This window comes from Xanthomonas fragariae (genome assembly GCF_017603965.1).
GTDB lineage: Bacteria > Pseudomonadota > Gammaproteobacteria > Xanthomonadales > Xanthomonadaceae > Xanthomonas > Xanthomonas fragariae_A.
In genome coordinates, this window is the sequence record NZ_CP071955.1 from 964056 (window position 1) to 982746 (window position 18691).

At 63.5% G+C, this 18691-nt stretch carries 12 protein-coding genes, 2 other RNA genes and 2 pseudogenes; 11 read left to right on the forward strand and 5 right to left on the reverse strand.

The window, feature by feature from the left end; genetic code table 11:
* Positions 1-47: 47 nt before the first annotated feature.
* Positions 48-1895: an assimilatory sulfite reductase (NADPH) flavoprotein subunit gene (locus J5I97_RS04525; RefSeq protein ID WP_208589393.1), complete on the reverse strand. Its 1848-nt coding sequence runs from the start codon at positions 1893-1895 to the stop codon at positions 48-50.
* Positions 1896-2076: 181 nt separating this feature from the next.
* Between J5I97_RS04525 and cysD the strand changes: the two genes are divergently transcribed.
* The 7 genes from cysD to J5I97_RS04560 all read left to right on the forward strand — a co-directional run bounded on the left by cysD (position 2077) and on the right by J5I97_RS04560 (position 10778).
* Positions 2077-2982: a sulfate adenylyltransferase subunit CysD gene (gene cysD / locus J5I97_RS04530; RefSeq protein ID WP_208589401.1), complete on the forward strand. Its 906-nt coding sequence runs from the start codon at positions 2077-2079 to the stop codon at positions 2980-2982.
* Positions 2982-4958: a sulfate adenylyltransferase subunit CysN gene (gene cysN / locus J5I97_RS04535; protein ID WP_208589409.1), complete on the forward strand. Its 1977-nt coding sequence runs from the start codon at positions 2982-2984 to the stop codon at positions 4956-4958. The genes cysD and cysN overlap by 1 nt, the downstream gene beginning before the upstream one ends.
* Before the next feature lie 261 nt (positions 4959-5219).
* A complete protein-coding gene (locus J5I97_RS04540; protein WP_208589417.1) occupies positions 5220-6287 on the forward strand; it encodes an efflux RND transporter periplasmic adaptor subunit in 1068 nt (355 codons plus the stop codon).
* Positions 6284-9409, forward strand: coding sequence for an efflux RND transporter permease subunit (locus J5I97_RS04545; RefSeq protein WP_208589419.1), 3126 nt, complete (start codon positions 6284-6286; stop codon positions 9407-9409). Before J5I97_RS04540 ends, J5I97_RS04545 begins: the two co-directional genes overlap by 4 nt.
* Positions 9410-9471: 62 nt before the next feature.
* Positions 9472-9547: non-coding RNA, sX9 sRNA (locus tag J5I97_RS04550), on the forward strand.
* Positions 9548-9684: 137 nt separating this feature from the next.
* The gene (locus J5I97_RS04555) at positions 9685-10581 is read left to right on the forward strand and encodes a TrmH family RNA methyltransferase (protein WP_208589426.1); all 897 of its coding nucleotides are present in this window, start codon (positions 9685-9687) and stop codon (positions 10579-10581) included.
* A 121-nt stretch (positions 10582-10702) separates the two neighbouring features.
* Positions 10703-10778: non-coding RNA, sX9 sRNA (locus J5I97_RS04560), on the forward strand.
* A 135-nt stretch (positions 10779-10913) separates the two neighbouring features.
* Here J5I97_RS04560 and J5I97_RS04565 read toward each other — a convergent pair.
* Positions 10914-11123: pseudogene (locus J5I97_RS04565) on the reverse strand (transposase); the annotation flags it as partial.
* A 252-nt stretch (positions 11124-11375) separates the two neighbouring features.
* Between J5I97_RS04565 and J5I97_RS04570 the strand changes: the two are divergent.
* Both J5I97_RS04570 and J5I97_RS04575 read left to right on the forward strand, forming a co-directional pair.
* On the forward strand, positions 11376-12773 hold the full coding sequence (locus J5I97_RS04570) for a class II 3-deoxy-7-phosphoheptulonate synthase (protein WP_208589427.1): 1398 nt from the start codon (positions 11376-11378) through the stop codon (positions 12771-12773).
* A gap of 86 nt (positions 12774-12859) precedes the next feature.
* Positions 12860-13987: a mechanosensitive ion channel family protein gene (locus J5I97_RS04575; protein ID WP_208589428.1), complete on the forward strand. Its 1128-nt coding sequence runs from the start codon at positions 12860-12862 to the stop codon at positions 13985-13987.
* Positions 13988-14043: 56 nt separating this feature from the next.
* Here the strand turns inward: J5I97_RS04575 and J5I97_RS04580 are convergent.
* The 3 genes and pseudogenes from J5I97_RS04580 to typA all read right to left on the reverse strand — a co-directional run.
* Positions 14044-14311 (reverse strand): annotated as a pseudogene (locus J5I97_RS04580) (amidase family protein); the annotation flags it as partial.
* A gap of 117 nt (positions 14312-14428) precedes the next feature.
* Positions 14429-14842, reverse strand: a complete 414-nt coding sequence (locus J5I97_RS04585) for a DUF2127 domain-containing protein (protein ID WP_208591557.1) — start codon at positions 14840-14842, stop codon at positions 14429-14431.
* Positions 14843-14911: 69 nt separating this feature from the next.
* Positions 14912-16741: a translational GTPase TypA gene (gene typA, locus J5I97_RS04590; protein ID WP_208589432.1), complete on the reverse strand. Its 1830-nt coding sequence runs from the start codon at positions 16739-16741 to the stop codon at positions 14912-14914.
* Between the two features lie 218 nt (positions 16742-16959).
* On the opposite strand from typA, the gene J5I97_RS04595 reads away from it, so the two are divergent.
* Both J5I97_RS04595 and J5I97_RS04600 read left to right on the forward strand, forming a co-directional pair.
* Positions 16960-17454, forward strand: a complete 495-nt coding sequence (locus J5I97_RS04595; protein ID WP_208589440.1) for a peptidylprolyl isomerase — start codon at positions 16960-16962, stop codon at positions 17452-17454.
* 115 nt (positions 17455-17569) lie between these two features.
* Complete coding sequence (locus J5I97_RS04600) at positions 17570-18556, forward strand: malate dehydrogenase (RefSeq protein WP_208589442.1); 987 nt, start codon at positions 17570-17572, stop codon at positions 18554-18556.
* Positions 18557-18691 lie beyond the last annotated feature (135 nt).

Sequence of the window (18691 nt, forward strand, 5' to 3'; positions counted from 1 at the left end):
GGAGCCCGCCGTTGCCAATCCCCAATCCCGACTTCTCAACCCGCGGTTTAATACACATCGCGCGCATACCGCCCCTCCGCCTGCAACCGGGTGAGGTATGCCGCGGCGGCCTCGATCTCCAGGGCGCCGTGGGTGGCGACGATGTCCAGCAGGGCAGCGTGCACGTCCTTGCCCATGCGGGTGGCACCGCAGACATAAACATGCGCGCCGCCTTGCAGCCAGGCGTAGACCTCGGCGCCGCGGGCGCGCAGGCGGTGTTGGACGTAGATCTTTTCGGCCTGGTCGCGTGAGAACGCCACTTCCAGTGCATGCAGTTCACCGCGCTGCAGGGCTTGCTGCCACTCGGCCTGATAGAGGAAATCGGTATTGAAATGCGGGGCGCCGAAGAACAGCCAGTTGCGGCCCCTGGCGCCGGTTTCGGCGCGTTCCTGCACAAAGCCGCGAAACGGTGCCACGCCGGTGCCCGGGCCGATCATCAGAATGTCGCGGTCGGGGTCGGCCGGTACGCGGAAGCGTTCGTTGGGTTCGATGTAGACCGGGGCGGTATCGCCCTCGGCAAGCGCGGCGAGAAAGCCGCTTGCCGAGCCCAGGTGCGCATGACCATGCGCCTGGTAGGTGACTTCGTCCACGACCAGATGCGCCTCATCGCCCACACGTTTGCGACTGGAGGCGATCGAGTACAGGCGTGGGGTGAGCGGACGCAGGGCGGCCAGCAGGCTGCCGTGGTCCCAATCCGCCGGCCAGCGTCGCAGCACATCGATCACTTGGTGATCGCAGAGCAACGACGCCAGGCCGGCAGTCTGGGTCGGGGTGAGCAGCGCTTGCAGGTCGTTTGCGCGCGCTCGCTCGGCATGGGCACTCAGAAACGGTCGCGAAAGCCTGGTCAGCTCGCGCCGGGTGGCAAGCCACTCGTTCAACGCCAGAGTCTCTTCGCCAACGGTGACCGCGGCATGACCGTCCAGCTGCAGTGTTTGCAGCAACGCATCCACCAAGGCAGGCGGATTGCGATGACGGATGCCCAACGCATCGCCGGGCGCGTAGTTCAGGCCGCTGCCTTCCAGCGAAAATTCCAGATGCCGCACGCGCTTGCCGGGCAGGCCATAGACGCGAAAGCCCGGGCCTTTGAAGTCGCGTCCGCTGACGATCTGATTGGCCAGCAACTCGGCCGCGAAAGGATGTTGGTGCGACCACACCGGCGCGACCGGGCTGCTGCGCAGCGGGGTGATTGTCGCCGAATGCGGGCCGCTCTTGAACTGCTCGCGTGCATGCTTCAGCGCCTGCGTGCGCCATGGCGCGGCGACGCTGTCGATGTCCAGATCGGCTTCGCCACGCGGCTGCACGCGGCTGCCGCCGAGTTCGGCCAGGCGTTCGTCGATGCGCCGCGCGATGCCGCAGAAATCAGCGTAACTGGAATCGCCCAGTCCCAGCACCGCGTATTTGAGGTCAGGCAGCTTGGGCGCGCGCCGGCTGGCCAGAAATTCGACCAGGCCGATCGCATCGTCCGGCGGGTCGCCTTCGCCCTGGGTGCTGATCACCACATACAGCAAACGCTCGCTGGCCAGCTCGCGGGTGGGGTAGCTGTCGGCGCGCAGCAGGCGCACGCTCAAGCCCGCAGCGTCGGCCTCGGCGGCGAGGTGCTCTGCTTCGCGGCGCGCATTGCCGGTCTGGCTGCCGTACACCACCGTCAGACGTTGGCTCTCCTGAGCGACAGCATGCGGCTGGCCCCCCGGCAGCACGGCCAGCGAGCGCGGCGGGTGGCCTTGTGCCAGCCCGGCGGTGTAGCCGGACAGCCACCACAACGATGCCCCATCCAGGCCGTCGACCAACCGGTCCAGCAGCCCCTTGCGCTCGTCGGGCAAGGGGCTGGGCGGTAGCGCGGAACTGGCGGCGGTCATTCGTATCCGTTGGTTCTGATTTAGATGACCGATGTTATGGAAGCGTTGCGGCGACCAGAAAGGATGAGCCGTTATCGCGTTATGCCGGCAGCTTATTTCGGTCCTGCCTGCGCCCGCCACACACTGCAGGGCCCTGCCCCTACCATCGGTTGGTCCGCCCACCGATGCCCACGACATTCCGATGACCCTGCCCCTGTCGCACCTCGATCGGCTCGAAGCCGAAAGCATCCACATCCTGCGCGAAGTCGCTGCCGAGTTCCGGGCCCCGCTGATGCTGTACTCGGTGGGCAAGGACAGCTCGGTGCTATTGCATCTGCTGCTCAAGGCATTTGCGCCATCGCCCCCACCAATTCCGCTGTTGCACGTGGACACGCGCTGGAAGTTTCGCGAGATGATCGCCTTCCGCGACCGCCGCGCAGCCGAGACCGGCGTAGACTTGCGCGTGCACATCAACCCCAACGGCGTCGCACAGGACATCGGCCCGATCAGCCATGGCGCTGCGGTGCATACCGACATCATGAAGACGCAGGGCCTGAAACAGGCGCTGGAGCGGGGCAAGTTCGATGCGGCCATTGGTGGGGCGCGCCGCGACGAAGAAAAATCGCGCGCCAAGGAGCGGGTGTTCTCGTTCCGCAATGCGCGCCATCGCTGGGACCCGAAAAACCAGCGCCCGGAGCTGTGGAATCTCTACAACGCGCGCACCAAGCCCGGCGAAAGCGTGCGTGTGTTTCCGTTGTCCAACTGGACCGAGCTGGATATCTGGCTGTACATCTACCGCGAGGCGATTCCGGTAGTGCCGCTGTATTTCGCCGCACCGCGCCCTGTGGTGGAGCGCGACGGCGCATTGATCATGGTCGATGACGATCGCTTGCCCCTGCACGCGGGCGAGACCCCGCAGCTGCGCTCGGTACGCTTCCGCACATTGGGCTGCTATCCGCTGACCGGCGCGATCGAATCTACCGCCGACACGCTGGAAGCGGTCATCGCCGAAATGCTGGTCAGTACCAGCTCCGAGCGCCAGGGCCGCATGATCGATCATGCGCCAGGGGCATCGATGGAACAGAAAAAGCGTGAGGGGTATTTCTGATGGTCAGGGATTGGGGAATCGGCATTGGGGATTGGCAACAGCGGTTGGCCGCAGACGGAACGAGGGAAGGGGCCGCCTTTGCGACCCCCGACTCCGCACTCCCCAAGCCCGGCGCCATCGGCGCCTATTTGCATCAACACGAATCCAAACCACTGCTGCGCTTGATCACCTGCGGCAGTGTGGACGATGGCAAGAGCACGCTGATCGGGCGGTTGTTGTACGACAGCAAGCGCTTGTTCGACGATCAACTCGCTGCGCTGGAAGGCGATAGCCGGCGGCATGGCACGCAGGGCGAGGGCATCGACTATGCGCTGCTGATGGATGGGCTGGCCGCCGAGCGGGAGCAGGGCATCACTATCGATGTAGCGTATCGCTATTTCGATACCGACCAGCGCAAGTTCATCGTTGCCGATTGCCCCGGCCATGAGCAATACACGCGCAATATGGCCACAGGTGCATCCACTGCCGATGTCGCGGTGGTGCTTGTGGATGCGCGCAAAGGCGTGTTGACGCAGACGCGTCGGCACAGTTACATCGTGTCGTTACTGGGTATTGGCCATGTGGTGCTGGCGGTCAACAAGATGGATCTGGTGGGTTACAACGCGCAGGTGTTCGCCGACATCGCCGAGGACTATCGTGCGTTGGCCGCGCAGTTGGGCATTGCCGATGTGCGGTACATTCCGCTGTCGGCGTTGAATGGCGAAAATCTGTCCAGTGCCTCGACACGGATGCCGTGGTACAGCGGCCCGCATTTGCTGCAGCATCTTGAAACCGTGCAACTGGAGCTGCCCGAGGCCGGCAGTGGGTTGCGCTTGCCGGTGCAGTGGGTCAATCGCCCAAACCAGCATTTCCGCGGTTATGCCGGAACCATTGCCGCCGGTCGGGTGCGCCCCGGCGATGCAGTGGTCGTGGTGCCGTCGGGGCGTCGCGCGCACGTGGCCGCAGTGCTGGATGTCAATGGCGAAGTGAGCAGCGCACGCGCCGGTCAGGCGGTGACGCTGACCTTGCGCGAAGAGATCGACATCAGCCGCGGCGACATCATCGCCGCGGTCGACGACCCGCCGGAAGTGGCCGACCAGTTTGCCGCGCATCTGCTTTGGATGGACGATGCCGCGCTGCTGCCGGGGCGGCCTTATTGGCTCAAGATCGGCACACGCACGATCACCGCGAGCATCAGCGAGATCAAGCACAAGGTCGATGTGAATACGCAGGAATGTCTGGCGGCCAAGCGCCTGGAGCTCAACGAAGTGGGCTACTGCAATCTCGCGCTGGACGAGCCGATCGCATTTTCGCCGTATGCGCGCAATCGTGTGCTGGGCGGTTTCATCCTGATCGACCGGCAGAGCAACGCCACTGTCGCAGCCGGCACGTTGGAATTCGCATTGCGCCGCGCCGGCAATGTGCGTTGGCAGCATTTGGATGTGGACCGCAGCGCACGTGCGCGCATCAAGGGGCAGGCGCCGCGCGTGTTGTGGTTCACCGGCTTGTCGGGCGCGGGTAAATCCACTGTCGCTAACTTGGTCGACAAACGCCTGCATGCGTTGGGGTATCACACCTTCATCCTGGACGGCGACAACCTGCGCCACGGGCTTAACCGCGATCTGGGCTTTACAGACGAAGATCGTGTCGAAAATATCCGCCGCGTGGCCGAGGTGGCACGCTTGATGGCCGATGCAGGCCTGATCGTGCTGGTGAGTTTCATCTCGCCGTTCCGGGCCGAGCGACAACTGGCGCGTGAGCGCTTCGATCAAGATGAGTTCGTTGAAGTGTTCGTCGATGTGCCGCTTGCGATCGCTGAAGCGCGCGACGTAAAGGGGCTGTACCGCAAGGCGCGGGCTGGGCAGATTCCCAACTTTACCGGCATCGATTCGCCGTATGAGCCGCCGGAGGCACCGGAGATCCATCTTCACGCCGATGGCGAGGATGTAGAAACGCTGGCGCGCTACGTGCTCGAATTTCTTGCGCTGGAACGCTGAAAGTGGCCGACAGGACGGAGCGCGCGGTCATCCGGTGGGGTGGCAGCGCGTGGAACTGCAGCGCATGCATCGCTCCAAGCAGTGTCTGAGTGCCGGTCGCGCCCGTTTGGCGGCTGCGCAGCCGTGTCGATAGCCGTGCCGACCAGCGCATCGCGCCGACGACAGCAAGGGTCTTTGGTCATGGTGCAAAGCGCACCCTTTCTGTCAACTCCATGGCGGCCAGGTCGTTAAACTTTCGACATACCCCGCCAGGATGTTCCGATGCTTGTTCGACCCAGCGCGCGCTTCGGTGCCGCGCTCTTGTTGACCGTTGTGCTGGCCTGCTGTAGCCGTCAGGCCAGCGCGCCGACCGCGGCCAAACCCATCCCGGTCTCTGTGCAGGCGGTGACCGCCCAACCCTGGAACTCGACCGTGCAGTCCATCGCCACCGTGCGTGCGCGCGAATCGGTGGCGCTGACCGCTGCCGTGAGCGATGTGGCCGAGCAGGTCTATTTCGACAGCGGCGATGAGGTCGAGGCCGGGCAATTGCTGCTGCGTCTGCGCGGAAACTCGCAGCAGGCTGCATTGACGGCCGCGCAAGCTACGTTCGAAGAAACCGATCAATTGTATCGCCGCCAGTTGAGTCTGGTCGGTCTGCAGTTGGTGGCCAAATCCACCGTGGATACGCAACGCGCGCTGCGCGATGCAGCCCAAGCGCGCGTGCAACAGATGCGCGCGCAGATCACCGACCGCGAAGTGCGCGCGCCGTTCTCCGGCGTGCTCGGCATCCGTCAGATCAGCCCGGGCTCATTGATCACTTCGAGCACCGTGATCGCCACGCTGGACGATGTGGAGCGCATGTATGTGGACTTCCAGGTGCCGGAATCGCAGTTGGGTCTGGTGCAGCTCGGCAACGCAGTCAGCGGCAGTGCGGCGGCGTATCCGGGTGCGCAGTTCGACGGCAAGGTGGCGGCGATCGATTCGCGTATCGAACAGACCACGCGCTCGGTGACCGTGCGCGCGGATTTCCCCAACGGCGATCGCCGGCTGCGCCCGGGCATGTTGCTCGACGTCAGGCTGTTTCAACCAGCGCGTCATGCAGTGGTGATCCCGGAGATTGCGGTGGTGCAGGTGGGGCGCGAGTCCTACGTATTCCGGGTCAAGCCCGACAGCAGCGTGGAGCGTGTCGATGTGCGGCTGGGCGAGCGGCGCGCTGGCAAGGTGGAAATTCTTCAAGGCCTCAGCGCCGGTGAGCGCATCGTGGTGGATGGCACCGGCAAGCTGCGGCCTGGCGTGAAAGTGGTCGATCGGGCCGCGCCCGCTGCGGCCCGCCCGCAGGCAGCGCGATGACACTCTCCAATCTGTCCATTACCCGCCCGGTGATGGCGGTGGTGATGAGCCTGTTGCTGATCGTGCTGGGTGTGATGTCGTTCACCCGGCTCACGCTGCGCGAGTTGCCGGCGATCGACCCGCCCATCGTCTCGGTGCAGGTGGAATACGCCGGCGCCTCCGCAGCAGTGGTGGAAAGCCGCATCACCCAGGTGCTGGAAGACGCGTTGGCCGGCATCGAAGGCATCGAGACCATCGAAGCACGCAGCCGCAATGGCTCGTCGGAGATCAGCATCGAGTTCGTGCAATCGCGCGATGTGGAAGCGGCCACCAACGATGTGCGCGATGCGGTCAGTCGGGTGTCCGACCGCATGCCCGATCAGGCGCGCCCGCCGGAAATCTCCAAGGTCGAGGCCGATGCCGACCCCATCCTGTGGCTCAACATGAGCTCCAGCAAGATGGACACGCTGCAGCTGTCCGATTACGCCGAACGCTATGTGGTCGATCGCTTCTCCAGTCTGGACGGCGTGGCGCAGGTGCGTATCGGCGGACGTCAGCGCTATGCGATGCGCATCTGGCTGGATCGCGATCAACTTGCCGCACGCGCGCTTACCGTAGCCGATGTGGAAACCGCACTGCAGAACGAGAATGTGGAGCTGCCGGCCGGCAGCATCGAATCGGCGCAGCGCGATTTCACCTTGCGCGTGGAGCGCAGTTATCTCAAACCCGAAGACTTCGCCAAACTGCCTTTGAGCAAGGGCCAGGGCGGCTATGTGGTGCGGCTGGGCGATGTGGCCAAGGTCGAGCTGACCTCGGCCGAGCGGCGTGCGTATTTCCAGAGCAACGGCGTGCCCAATGTGGGTTTGGGCATCGTACGCAACTCCACCGCCAATGCCCTGGATGTGGCACGCGAAGCGCGCGCGCAGGCCGTAGAAGTGCAGAAGTCGCTGCCGCAGGGCACCAACATTTTCGTTGCCTTCGACACGACGACCTTTATCGATGCGGCAGTGGAGCGCGTGTATCACACGCTGGTCGAAGCGGTGGTGCTGGTGCTGGTGGTGATCTGGGTGTTTCTGGGCAGCGCACGCGCCGCGTTGATTCCGGCGGTGACGGTGCCGGTGTGTCTGATCGCCGCCTTCATCGCGCTGTACGCATTCGATTTTTCGATCAACTTGCTCACTTTGTTGGCGCTGGTGCTGTGTATCGGCCTGGTGGTGGACGATGCCATCGTGGTGGTGGAAAACATCCAGCGCCGCATCGATCTGGGCGAACCGCCGCTGGTGGCCGCCAAGCGCGGTACCGGCCAGGTCGCGTTTGCAGTCATCGCAACCACCGCAGTGCTGGTGGCGGTGTTCTTGCCGGTCGGCTTTCTGGATGGTACTACCGGCCGCTTGTTCCGCGAGTTGGCAGTGGCGTTGGCCGCAGCGGTAGCGATCTCTGCATTCGTGGCGCTGACGCTTACGCCGATGATGTCGTCAAAGCTGTTGCGCTCGCACGGGCAGGCCAAACCGAATCGCTTCCATCGCTGGTTCGATGGACGCATGCAGGCGGTGTCCGGTGCGTACGGGCGTTCGCTCAAACGGCATGTACATCGCACCTGGATCTTCGCGCTGCTGATGCTGTTGGCGCTCGGTGCCAGTGCGTTGCTGATCAGCCGCATTCCTTCCGAGCTGGCGCCTGCGGAAGATCGCGGCAATTTCCAGATCATGATCGACGGCCCGGAAGGCGCCGGCTTCGATTACACCGTGAAGCAGATGCATCAGGTCGAAGCCATCCTGAGTCCCTACGTCGGCCCGGACAAACCCATCGCACGCGCCAATCCGCGCGTGCCCGGCGGCTTTGGCAGCAGCGAGGAAATGCACACAGGACGCGTCAACGTGTTCTTGCAGGACTGGGAAAAGCGCAGCCGCCCGACTACCGAAGTGGCCGATGAGCTGCAGCAAAAGCTCACTGTGCTTAGCGGTGTACGCGCACGCACGCAGGTGAGCGGCGGGCTGGTGCGCAGCCGCGGGCAGCCATTCCAATGGGTACTTGGCGGGCCGGATTATGCCGAGATCGCGCAATGGCGCGACCGCATTCTGCAGCGCATGGAAACTAATCCCGGCCTGGTCGGCCCGGACTCGGATTACAAGGAAACCCGGCCGCAGATGCGCGTCAATATCGACCGCCTGCGTGCGGCCGATCTGGGCGTGCCGGTGGCCGCGATCGGTGGGGCGCTGGAAGCCTTGATGGGCTCGCGTCGTGTCACCACCTTCGTCGATAACGGCGAGGAATACGACGTGATGCTGCAAGCCGATCGCCAAGGCCGGATGTCGCCGGAAGACCTCACCGCGATTCGCGTGCGCTCCACACGTGGCGAGCTGATTCCGCTCTCCAATCTGGTCACGTTGAGCGAAGTGGCCGAAGCCGGCACCTTGAACCGCTTCAATCGCCTGCGTGCGATCACCATCAGCGCCGGTCTGGCACCGGGCTATCCGCTCGGCGAGGCGATCGCCTGGGCGCAACAGACCGCGCAGGAAGAATTGCCCGAGTATGCGCAGGTGGATTGGAAGGGCGAATCGCGCGAATTCCAGCAATCCGGCAGTGCGGTGTTGCTGACCTTCGGCATCGCCTTGCTGGTGGTGTATCTGGTGTTGGCCGCGCAGTTCGAAAGCTTCGCGCATCCGCTGGTGATCATGCTCACTGTGCCGTTGGCGGTGCTGGGTGCGCTGGTCGGTTTATGGGTTACCGGCGGCACGCTCAACTTGTTCAGTCAGATCGGCATCGTGATGTTGGTGGGCCTTTCCGCCAAGAACGGCATCCTGATCGTGGAGTTCGCCAACCAGTTGCGCGACCAGGGCCGTAGCGTGCATGAGGCGATCGTGGAGTCGGCATCGGTGCGTTTGCGCCCGATCCTGATGACCTCGATCGCCACCGTGGTCGGTGCGATTCCGTTGGTGGTGGCCGGCGGGCCCGGCTCGGCCAGCCGCGCCACCATCGGTGTGGTGGTGATCTTCGGCGTGTCGTTGTCCACGCTGCTGTCGCTGTACGTGGTGCCGGCGTTCTACAGCCTGATCGCGCCGTATACCAAATCGCCCGAAGCGGTGGCACGCGAGTTGGAAACCCTTGAAGCGAAGACATCGTCGGTAGGTGGACACGCATAAGAGCGGCTGACAAAACCACTGCGCTCACCGCCAGGCGGGCGCGGCCGGTGCTCGGAATCGGCATGTACCACGCGTACACTGCGGTTCCTGTGCGCCGTGAGCATCCACCTGACGACTGCTCGCTACGTTTTGTTAGCCGCTCTTAACCATTTTCGTCACTGTTCCCGCACCACCGGCTCTGTCGGCGTTGGCAGGACGACCAACACAGTAATGGCGGGAAGGAACGAAAACGTCCTTCCCGGCACTGCAAGAAACACGAACTTTTGGATACGGCGATGACACAGCATGACGGACGAGGTGGGCGACCGCCGCGCGATGGCCGCGGTTCTGGCGCTTCGCACAACCCCTGGGGCCGCGCCGCGCCGCGCGTACCTGCGGCACGCGTACCTGCGCAGCACGCGCTATCCGCACCGGCACGGGTAGGCGGCAACGCGTGCGAAGTACGGTTGTACGGCATCAATGCGGTGCAAGCCGTGTTCAAGGCGCGTCCGGAAGCCTTGCGCAAAATTTATCTGAGCGAGGCGCGCATCCCGCAGTGCAAGGCGCTGCTGGCCTGGTGCGTCGCGCAACGTATCGGCTACCGCGTGGTGGAAGATGCTGATCTGAGCAAGCTTGCCGCCAGTACGCACCACGAGGGTGTGGTGGCAGAGGTGCTGCGCGTGTCACCGCAACCGTTGCACGATTGGCTGGCAGCATTGGCGCAGGGCCCGGCGCTGGCGCTGTGGCTGGATGGCGTGGGCAATCCGCATAACTTCGGCGCGATCCTGCGTTCGTCCGCGCATTTCGACGTGGCCGGTTTGTTGCTGCCTGCCGGCTCCACGCTGGGGTTGTCCGGCGCAGCGGCACGTGTGGCCGAAGGTGGTGCCGAAGCGGTGCCGCTGGTGCAGCTCCCCGAGATTGCGCAGGCGATGGCGCAGTTGCGTCGGGCCGGCTTCGCGGTGGCGGCGACGCTGGTCGACGGCGGTCAGGATGTGTTCGCAGCAGCGTTGCCGCAGCGGCTGGTGTATGTGATGGGCGCAGAGAGCGAAGGCATGGACCGCCAGTTCGCACGCGATTGCGACCTGCAGTTGTCGATCCGCGGCAGCGGCAAGGTCGAAAGCCTCAACGTGGCCTCGGCCACCGCAGTCTTCCAGGCCGCCTGGCGCGCCCGCGCGCTTACCGGAAACCAGTGATGCGTGTGTCTGTCTGGCTGCGTGCCGACCTCTCCCCGCCCTGGATAGGACTTGGATTTAGAGCGGCTAACAGAACGACCGCACAGCCGCCAGGCGGGCGCGGCCATTGCGCGGAATTGGCATGTACCACGCGTACACTCCGGTTCCTCCGCGCCGTGAGCACCCACCTGGCGACTGCTCGCTACGTTTTGTTAGCCACTCTTAGAGTCCAGGATTGATGACATCGATCTTGGCCAGATGTTGGGCATAAGCGGACGGTGTCATGCCGCCAATTGCTTTCTTGGGTCGTTCCTCAGTTGTACGCGCATCGCCATCGCTCAATCATTGGTGCGTGCATGCAGCAGTTTCAGCCGGGCGTTCTCGGCCTCCAGGTCCTTGAGCCGCTTGGTCTCGTGCATGCTCATCCCGCCGAACTAGCTACGCCACTGGTAGTACCAGGCTTCACTGAAGCCATGCCGCCGGCATAGATCCTTGATTGCTACGCCGGCTTCGGCTTCGCGCAGGAAGCCGATGATCTGTTCTTCGGAAAAACGCTTCTTCACGTCCAATCTCCTTGGGGTAGGGAATGGATTCCAAACTGGGGCGCTACTCAAACTCGGGGGGGCGTCTGGCGAGCGCAGGTCGAAAGTCATGCTTGCCTGAACGGCTTTGCTCGCCGTTCAGTCACGTTTATCGATGGAGTGTCCGGCCTTGGCGGCTGAACCATGCAACTGCGCCTGGGCGATCCGATGTGCAGGGTGCTTTGCGTGGCGATCCGGCTCTGCCACCATCGCGGGCTGCTCAGGAGCTTTGTCATGAATCTTTCCGCCCCATCTCGCGTTTCCGACTCCACTGCTTCGTCGTGGGCCCCGGACAGCTGGCGTGGCAAACCCGCGCTGCAGCTGCCGGTCTACCCGGATCAGCCTGCGCTGCAGGCCGCGATGGACGAGTTGGGGCAGCTGCCGCCGCTGGTGACCTCGTGGGAAATATTCGCGCTCAAGCGCCAACTGGCGGAGGCGCAAGAGGGTAAGCGCTTCCTGTTGCAGGGCGGCGATTGCGCCGAGAATTTCAGCGATTGCGAATCGGGCACGATCTCCAATCGCTTGAAGGTGCTGCTGCAAATGAGTCTGGTGCTGGTGCACGGCTTGCACTTGCCGGTGGTACGCGTGGGTCGCTTCGCTGGGCAGTACGCCAAGCCGCGGTCGGCCGACACCGAAACCCGCGATGGGGTGACCTTGCCGAGTTACCGCGGGGATGTGATCAATGCGCCGGCGTTCACCCAAGCTGCGCGCGTGCCCGACCCGCGCCGCATGATCACCGCGCATTCGCGCTCGGCCATGACGATGAACTTCGTGCGCGCGTTGATCGACGGCGGCTTCGCCGACCTGCATCACCCCGAATACTGGAATTTGGATTGGGTGGGCTATTCGCCGCTGGCGGCGGACTACCAGAAGATGGTCTCGTCGATCGGCGATGCGGTGCGCTTCATGGAAACCTTGTCCGGAGCGCAGGTGTACAACCTCAATCGCATCGACTTCTACACCTCGCATGAAGCGCTGTTGCTGCCCTACGAGGAAGGCCTGACCCGTCAGGTACCTCGTCAGTGGGGCTGGTTCAATCTCAGTACGCATTACCCGTGGATTGGCATGCGCACTGCCGCGCTGGATGGTGCGCATGTGGAATATCTGCGCGGCGTGCGTAACCCGATCGCGATCAAGGTGGGGCCGTCGGTGCAGCCGGATCAGTTGCTGCGTCTGATCGATGTGCTTAATCCGGAAAACGAACCTGGGCGCTTGAGCTTCATCCATCGCATGGGCGCGGCGCAGATCGCCGAGAAACTGCCGCCGTTGCTGGATGCGGTCAAGCGCGACGGGCGCCGGCTGCTGTGGGTGTGCGACGCGATGCACGGCAATACCGAAAGCACCGGAAATGGCTATAAAACGCGGCGTTTCGATAATATCCGCAGCGAAGTCGAGCTGTCGTTCGATCTGCATGCAGCGGCCGGCACGCGGCTGGGCGGTGTGCACCTGGAACTGACCGGCGAAGACGTCACCGAGTGCACAGGTGGTGCGCGCGAATTGACCGAGCGCGATCTGGAGCGTGCGTATCGTTCCAGCGTGGATCCGCGTCTGAACTATGAGCAGTCGCTGGAGATCGCGATGGCGATCGTGCGCAAGCAACAACAGGTGCCCTCGCAGCCGCTGGGTGCGTGATCGGCATGTGCGTATGACGTGATGCTCATCGCGCTTGCGGCATGCTCTGGCAGCCATCCCTATTTCCCCTCCACAGGAGGAACGGTTTGACTGCCAATTGGAACGTCATCGGCGAATACGCAATCCCGCTCGGTGCCGCGTTGCTGGCGGGGATGGTGATCTGGTCGCTGATGCTGTGGCTGTTTCGCCGCATGCAGGGTCGCGACTACCGCCGTGCGCGCATCATTCGCGTGATTACGCTGCCGGCGGCAGTCATTCTGCCGTTGTTGTTTTTGCGTATTGCGACCGAAGCAACGCCCCTGGAGGGCAAGGGGCTCGTGGCACTGCAGAGCCTGCTGCATGTGGGAATCGTCGGCTGCATTACCTGGTTATTGGTACGAGCGGTGGCGGCGGGGGAGGCGGCGATCCTGCGCAGCAATCCGATCGAAGTCTCCGATAACCTCACCGCACGACGTATCCAGACCCAGGCGCGGGTGTTGAGCCGCGTAGTGATGGGCGCGGTGATCCTGCTCGGCATCTCGGTCGTGTTGCTGGGTTTTGAACAGGTACGCCAGATCGGCAAGACGTTGCTTGCCTCGGCCGGCATCATCGGGCTGGTGGCCGGTATCGCGGCCAAGCCGGTGTTCGGCAATCTGATTGCTGGTCTGCAGATCGCATTGACCCAGCCGATCCGGCTGGACGATGTGGTGATCGTGGAGGGCGAGTGGGGCCGTATCGAAGAGATCGGCAGCGCGTATGTGGTGGTGCGGATCTGGGACGAGCGGCGCATGGTAGTGCCGCTGACCTGGTTTATCGAGCATCCGTTCCAGAATTGGACGCGCAGTAGCGCCGATCTGCTCGGCACCGCATTTCTGTGGCTGGATTACCGCACGCCGATCGCGGCAGTACGCGTGGAACTGGAACGCATCTGCCAGAGCGAACCGCTATGGGATGGACGCGTGTGCGTAACCCAGATCACCGATACCAGCGAGAACACCATCCAGGTGCGCTTGCTGGTGAGTGCACGCAATTCCGGCGATGCGTTCGATCTGCGTTGCCTGGTGCGTGAGCGCATGATCGACTTCCTGACCCGCGAGCATGCCTACGCGCTGCCGCGGATCCGCGCCGAAATCGCCGCGCAGGAAAAACCACCGTCGCGCATCGCCGAGCCGATCGCCCAGGAGAGCGTGCGCTCGCCCGGGGCCGAAGACGGCGAGCCTGCGACGACGGGCTAAGCACTGGTACGGCTGTGTTGTTCGTAGGCGTAGGTCAGTTGGATAAGACGCGGCTCGCTCCAGCCGGAGCTGGACTGCGTGGAGTGGAAGTTGGCTGATTCGCTCAGGCTTGCGTCTTGCCCAGGATCACCGCGCCGGCGCTGCGCAGGCGCGGCACCAGGAATGCGTCACGGCTGGAGCGAAACGCGGCCAGAGCCAGCGGCCGGACTATCGACCATTGGCACGGCATCGATGTTGTCCTTGAGCAGCACCCAGGATGCCGTGCAACGGCTCGCGCACGCGACCAGCGCGACGTGCATCCGCTTCAGTTTGCGGATTGAGTTCATCGCCACTCTAAAGTTGGTGGGTCGCATTGACGGTCTTCCCCGGGAAGTTTCGCAGGCTGACGGCGCTGTGTCCGGGCGACAACGGATGAAGTGCCCGCAGACGGGCAGGGCTTGCTCAGCGACGTCGGAACAGATCGCGCGCAAGCACCCCGACCACGATCAGATTGATCGCCAGCACGCCCCAGGCGGTCCAGCCAGGATGGCGGACGATGGCGTAGATATCGAAGGGTAAATAAATGGCCGCTGACAGGCAGCCCAGTACCGAAGCCCATGCCTTGGCACGCCACAGGCCCCAGGCTTCCACGATATGCAGCAGGCCGTAAGCCAGCATCGCGGCGGCAGCCAGATGCACCGCATCGGGGCTGATGGTCTTGAGCAACGACGGCAGTGCGCCGTGGTCGGGATCCAGATTGAAACGGCGGATCAGGGTGCTGACCGCGTTTTGCAGCGGGAGCGGGCCCAGAATTTCCAGGCCCGTCGCCGCCAGCAGCGCAAGCGTCCCCTTGACCGCCTCTAGCAAGGCGATCACGTGCAGTCCCGGATGCGCACGCGGATCCGGGCTGTAGGGCTTGTTGCTCACGCTTGTCGACCTGACAACTCAGCCCGAACGGCCAGCGCGCTTACGATCGCTTTCGGTCAGGAACTTCTTGCGTAGGCGGATTTCCTTCGGGGTGACTTCCACCAGCTCGTCGTCTTCGATGAAGTCCAGTGCCTGTTCCAGCGTGTACTTGATCGCCGGAGTCAGCTTGATCGCATCGTCCTTGCCCGACGCGCGCATGTTTGTCAGCGGCTTGGTCTTGATGGCGTTGACGGTCAGATCGTTGTCCTTGGAGTGGATACCGATCAGCTGACCTTCGTACACATTATCGCCTTCGGCAGCGAACAGACGGCCACGCTCTTCCAGCGGCCCCAGCGCATAGGCCGGCGTTGCGCCCGGTGCGTTGGCAATCATCACGCCATTCTGGCGCTTGGCGATCGCGCCCTGTTCCTTCGGACCGTAATGGTCGAACACGTGGAATAGCAGGCCCGAGCCCTGCGTCAGGGTGCGGAATTCGTTCTGGAAACCGATCAGACCACGCGCCGGGATCATGTAATCCAGACGCACGCGGCCTTTGCCGTCCGGCTCCATATTCTTCAGCTGGCCTTTGCGGGTGCCCAGCTTTTCCATCACGCCACCCTGGTGCTGTTCTTCGATGTCCACCACGAGCTGTTCGATTGGCTCCATCTGCTTGCCGTCGATTTCCTTGACGATCACTTCCGGACGCGACACGGCCAGCTCGTAGCCTTCGCGACGCATGTTTTCGATCAGCACCGACAGATGCAGTTCGCCACGGCCGGAGACCAGGAACTTGTCGGCGTCTGAGCCTTCCTCGACCTTCAGTGCCACGTTGTGCACCTTCTCGCGGTCCAGACGGTCGCGCAGCTGGCGGCTGGTCAGGAACTTGCCGCCGGACAGGTCCTTGTTGCCGGCGAACGGCGAGTTGTTGACCTGGAAGGTCATCGAGATGGTCGGCTCATCGACGGTCAACGGCGGCAGACCTTCCGGGGCGTCGAGCGCGCACACGGTGTCGGAGATGGTCAGCTCGGCCACGCCAGAAATGGCGACGATGTCGCCGGCCTCGGCGGTGTCCTGCTCGATGCGCTCAAGTCCGAGGAAACCCAGCACTTGCAGCACCTTGCCCTGACGCTTCTTGCCTTCGCGGTCGATCACGCTGACCGGCATGTTCTTTTTCAACACGCCACGCTGGATGCGACCGATGCCGATCACGCCGACGAAGTTGCTGTAGTCCAACTGGCTGATGCGCATCTGGAACGGGCCGTCCGGATCCACGTCAGGCGCTGACACGTGCTGCATGATCGCTTCGTACAGCGGGGTCATGTCGCCGTCGCGCACGTCCGAATCCAGGCTGGCGTAGCCGTTCAATGCGGAGGTGTAGACGATCGGGAAATCCAGCTGCTCGTCGGTTGCGCCGAGCTTGTCGAACAGGTCGAACACCTGGTCGATCACCCAGTCCGGGCGTGCGCCGGGACGGTCGATCTTGTTGACCACCACGATCGGCTTGAAGCCCATCGCGAAGGCCTTCTGGGTCACGAAGCGTGTCTGCGGCATCGGGCCGTCCATCGCATCGACCAAAATCAGTACCGAGTCCACCATCGACAGCACGCGCTCGACTTCGCCACCGAAGTCGGCGTGTCCGGGGGTATCGACGATGTTGATGCGGTTGCCGTTCCAGGTGATGGCCGTGTTCTTGGCCAGGATCGTGATGCCACGTTCCTTTTCCTGATCGTTGCTGTCCATCACGCGCTCAGCCAACACGGTGCGTTCGGACAGGGTGCCGGACTGCTTCAGCAGGCAGTCGACGAGGGTGGTCTTGCCGTGGTCGACGTGCGCGACGATGGCGATATTGCGGAGTTTTTCGATGGACATGCGGAAAGGGCCCCTGTCTGGCGCCAGTCTTGAGATGAGGTAAGCGCGGCATTATAGCGGTTTCGTTGTCACGCCGTTGCGGCCGCCTGCAGGGCGGTTCAAATCGCCCATTCAGCTTGCTGTGCGACCCCCACAATGGTCGCAGCCTGCATGGCCGCTTGCGCGCTGGGGTGTATTCTAGTGGGCTGTCATATACCCTGAAACCTGCAAGGATTTCCATGTCCCTGATTGCCCATTTCGACACCGCCCGAGGCCCGATTGCTGTCGAGCTGTTCGCCGACAAGGCCCCGCTGACCGTTGCCAACTTCGTCAATCTGGTCCAGCGCGGGTTCTATGACGGCTTGAGCTTCCACCGCGTCATCGCCGACTTCATGATCCAGGGCGGCTGCCCTGAGGGATCCGGTCGCGGCGGCCCTGGCTACCGCTTCGAGGACGAAGCCAACAACGGTGTCGGTCACGAGCGCGGCGTGCTGTCCATGGCCAATGCCGGTCCGAACACCAATGGCAGCCAGTTTTTCATCACCCACACCGCTACCTCGTGGCTGGATGGCAAGCACACTGTGTTCGGCAAGGTCAGTCAGGGCCTGGACGTGGTCGATGCCGTCGCCCAGGGCGATGTCATCAACAAGGTGACCATCGAAGGCGATACCGAAGCGGTGCTGGCCGCCAAGGCCGACCGCGTCGCGGAGTGGAACAAGATCCTCGCCGCCTGATGTCGTTACCCGAACGGCCGCCTTGTGCGGCCGTTCGCTTGTCAACGCGCGCCGCCAGGCTGTGTGGCCCCGCCGGCGTGCACCCCAACAACTTTGTTAGCAGAGGAAACTTCCAATGAAAGCACCCGTTCGTGTTGCTGTGACCGGCGCTGCCGGCCAGATCGGCTATGCCCTGTTGTTCCGCATCGCCTCCGGCGAAATGCTGGGCAAGGATCAGCCGGTGATCTTGCAATTGCTGGAACTGTCCAGTGAAAAGGCACAGGCTGCGCTCAAGGGCGTGATCATGGAACTGGAAGACTGCGCCTTCCCGCTGCTGGCTGGCGTGGTCGGCACCGACGACGCCGACGTGGCATTCAAGGACATCGACGTCGCCCTGCTGGTCGGCGCGCGTCCGCGCGGCCCGGGTATGGAGCGCAAGGACCTGTTGCTGGAGAACGCCAAGATCTTCACCGCGCAGGGCGCAGCCCTGAACAAGGTCGCCAAGCGCGACGTCAAGGTGCTGGTGGTCGGCAACCCGGCCAACACCAATGCCTACATTGCGATGAAGTCCGCGCCGGATCTGAACCCGAAGAACTTCACCGCCATGCTGCGTCTGGATCACAACCGCGCGTTGAGCCAGCTGTCGCAAAAGCTCGGCAAGCCGGTCGGCGGCATCGAGAAGCTGGTGGTGTGGGGCAACCACAGCCCGACCATGTACCCGGACTACCGTTTCGCGACCGCCGATGGCGCGTCCATCGGCGCGGCGATCAACGATCAGGAATGGAATGCTTCCACCTTCATCCCGACCGTGGGCAAGCGCGGCGCGGCGATCATCGAAGCGCGCGGTCTGTCCTCGGCAGCGTCGGCCGCCAATGCCGCCATCGATCACGTGCGTGATTGGGTATTGGGCAGTAACGGCAAGTGGGTGACCATGGGCGTGCCGTCCGACGGCTCCTATGGCATTCCGGAAGGCGTGATCTTCGGTTTCCCGGTGACCACCGCCAACGGCGAGTACACCCTGGTCAAGGATCTGCCGATCGACGACTTCAGCCAGAAATACATCGACAAGACCCTGGCCGAGCTGGAAGAAGAGCGCAGTGGCGTGTCGCATCTGTTGGGCTGATCGATCGCGTAAGTAGATAAAAAACGCCGGGTAATGCCTGGCGTTCTGCGTTATGGCACTGGAGAACAACCCGATGTTGCCTGCGGTTTGGCGGCCACGTGCCGATGTTGCCACGGCGCTTGCAATGGGTTGCGC

Coding starts and splice junctions, on each gene's coding strand:
- J5I97_RS04525 (WP_208589393.1), bottom strand. CDS start 1,895: ATGACCGCCGCCAGTTCCGCGCTACCGCCCAGCCCCTTGCCCGACGAG.
- cysD (WP_208589401.1), top strand. CDS start 2,077: ATGACCCTGCCCCTGTCGCACCTCGATCGGCTCGAAGCCGAAAGCATC.
- cysN (WP_208589409.1), top strand. CDS start 2,982: ATGGTCAGGGATTGGGGAATCGGCATTGGGGATTGGCAACAGCGGTTG.
- J5I97_RS04540 (WP_208589417.1), top strand. CDS start 5,220: ATGCTTGTTCGACCCAGCGCGCGCTTCGGTGCCGCGCTCTTGTTGACC.
- J5I97_RS04545 (WP_208589419.1), top strand. CDS start 6,284: ATGACACTCTCCAATCTGTCCATTACCCGCCCGGTGATGGCGGTGGTG.
- J5I97_RS04555 (WP_208589426.1), top strand. CDS start 9,685: ATGACACAGCATGACGGACGAGGTGGGCGACCGCCGCGCGATGGCCGC.
- J5I97_RS04570 (WP_208589427.1), top strand. CDS start 11,376: ATGAATCTTTCCGCCCCATCTCGCGTTTCCGACTCCACTGCTTCGTCG.
- typA (WP_208589432.1), bottom strand. CDS start 16,741: ATGTCCATCGAAAAACTCCGCAATATCGCCATCGTCGCGCACGTCGAC.
- J5I97_RS04595 (WP_208589440.1), top strand. CDS start 16,960: ATGTCCCTGATTGCCCATTTCGACACCGCCCGAGGCCCGATTGCTGTC.
- J5I97_RS04600 (WP_208589442.1), top strand. CDS start 17,570: ATGAAAGCACCCGTTCGTGTTGCTGTGACCGGCGCTGCCGGCCAGATC.